The sequence below is a fragment of the Hyalangium sp. genome (genome assembly GCF_035629615.1).
Lineage (GTDB): Bacteria > Myxococcota > Myxococcia > Myxococcales > Myxococcaceae > Hyalangium.
Genome location: NZ_DASPHO010000127.1, coordinates 1 through 2,302, shown reverse-complemented (window position 1 = coordinate 2,302; position 2,302 = coordinate 1). Strand labels below are relative to the sequence as shown.

The following is a 2,302-nucleotide window of genomic DNA, read 5'->3' as shown; positions in this document are numbered from 1 at the left end:
TGGCCGAGCGCTACGAGGCCATCCAACGCCAGCTCGCGGAGCGCTCCCACGAGCCGGGTGAGGACGGCTGAGCCCTCGCCCTCACGTCAGGAGGCGGCATCGAGCGCGTCGTCGTCGCCGTCGCCGTCCTTGCCACGCTTCATGGAGCGCCCGGCCACCTCGTACTGCTTGAGCAGGCGGCGGAAGTTGGAGCGGTCCACGCCCGCGGCGCGCGCGGCGCTGGAGACGTTGTTGTTGTTCTTCTCCAGCAGCGCCGTGAGGTAGCGCCGCTCGAAGGCCCGCATCGCCAGCCGCTTGGCCTGCGCGTACGGCAGGTGCGCCAGGCTGAACACCTCCACCGGCGAGCCCGCCTGCGGAGACTCCTGGAAGCCCGGCGGCAGATCCTCCACGTCCAGCACTTCGTTGGAGGTGAGCACCACCGCGCGCTCGATGACGTTCTCCAGCTCGCGCACGTTGCCCGTCCACCGGTTCACCGTGAGCGCCTCCATGGCCCGCGGCGTGAACCCCGTCACCTTCTTCGCCAGCTTCGCCGAGTACACCTTCAGGAAGTGGTGCGCCAGCAGGGGCACGTCCTCCGGCCTGTCCCGCAGCGGCGGCAGATCAATGGTGATGACGTTGAGCCGGTAGAAGAGATCCTCGCGGAACTTGCCCTCTGACTTGGCCCGGTTCAGGTCCACGTGCGTGGCGGCAATCACCCGTACGTCCACCTTCACCGGCTCGTTGGCGCCCACTCGCTTGACTTCACCCTCCTGCAGCACGCGCAGCAGGCGAACCTGGGTGGCCGGTGGCACATCGCCGATCTCGTCCAGGAAGATGGTGCCGCCGTCGGCCGCCTCGAAGAGGCCCTTCTTGTTGTTGGTGGCGCCCGTGAACGCCCCCTTCATGTGGCCGAACAGCTCGCTCTCCAGCAGCGTCTCCGTCAGCGCCGAGCAGTTCACCGCCACGAAGGGCTTGTCCTTGCGCGCGCTGCGGAAGTGGATGGCCCGCGCCACCAGCTCCTTGCCCGTGCCGCTCTCGCCCTGGATGAGCACCGTGGCCGTGGAGTGGCTCACCGTCTCCACCAGCTTGAACACCGCCCGCATCTGCGAGGACTGGCCGATCAGATCCTCGAACTGGCTGCGGACCGTGAGCGCCTCCTCCAGCGCGCGGGTGCGATCCTTGAGCGCCTTGCGCTCGGCCGCCTTGCCCACCGTGAGGCTCAAGTCGTCGATGTTCTCGAAGGGCTTGGTCAGGTAGTCGTACGCCCCCGCCTTCACCGCCTCCACCGCCGTCTCCACCGTGGCGTAGGCCGTCATCATGATGACCTCCACGTCCGGCCGCTCGGCCTTGATGGCCTTGAGCAGATCCATGCCGGACAGGTGGGGCATGTTGATGTCCAGCACCGCCACGTCGATGGAGGGATCCTTCGCGGCCGTGAGGCCCTCCACCGCGTCGTCGATGCCCACCACCGGATAACCCTCGCGCTGGAGGATCTGGGTGACGGCCTTCAGGACGACAGTGTCATCGTCCACCACGAGGATCTTGGCGCGCTTGGGTTGGTTCACGGCAACCTCTCGAGCTGCAGGGGAATGGGGAGATAGACGGTGAAGCGGGAGCCCTGGCCGACCTGGGTGTCGACCTGGAAGACGCCACCGTGGTCCTGGACGATGCGGTACGCGATGGACAGGCCAAGCCCTGTCCCCTCGCCCGGCGGCTTGGTGGTGAAGGACGGCTCGAAGATGCGCGGCAGGTACTTCTCCTCGATGCCCGTCCCCGTGTCGGCGACAGCGAAGAAGCACCGCTCCCCCTCGCGCCCCGTGTCCACCCGCAGCTCGCCCTCCGCCTCCGGCAGCGCATACAGCCCGTTCTGCAGCAGGTTCAGCACCACCTGCGACAGCTGGGCCGGATCCCCGAACAGCTTGGGCAGCCCGGCCGACAGGTTCATCTCCAGCTTCACCTTGGGGTTGGCCTTCAGCTGCGCCTTGAACAGCACCGTCGCGTCCTCCACACACTTCGACAGGTCGAAGTGGCGCCGATCATCCGGCTTGCTGTGACGGCTGAACTTCAACAGGCTCTCGACGATGCGCTTGCACCGCAGCGCGCTCTCCTCGATGAGATCCAGCGACTCCTTGTCCGCCTCCGTGCGCCCCGAGTCCCGCTTCATCAGCTGCGCGAACGCGAGGATGCCGCCCAGCGGGTTGTTGATCTCGTGCGCCACGCCCCCGGCCAGCTGCCCCACCGCTGCCATCTTCTCCGTCTCGATGAGCCGCTTGGTGAGCGAGTGCTCCTCGGTGACGTCCCGGTAGGTGCACACCACGCGCTT

General features: G+C 67.4%; 2 protein-coding genes. Both read right to left on the bottom strand.

Annotated features, from left to right (window positions below):
• Window positions 1-86: 86 nt before the first annotated feature.
• Entirely contained in the window at window positions 87-1,544 is a 1,458-nt protein-coding gene (locus VD972_RS06210) for a sigma-54 dependent transcriptional regulator (RefSeq protein ID WP_324982188.1), read from the bottom strand.
• A partial coding sequence (locus VD972_RS06205) for a sensor histidine kinase (RefSeq protein WP_324982186.1) occupies window positions 1,541-2,302 on the bottom strand: 762 nt, incomplete at its 5' end. The genes VD972_RS06205 and VD972_RS06210, both read right to left, overlap by 4 nt.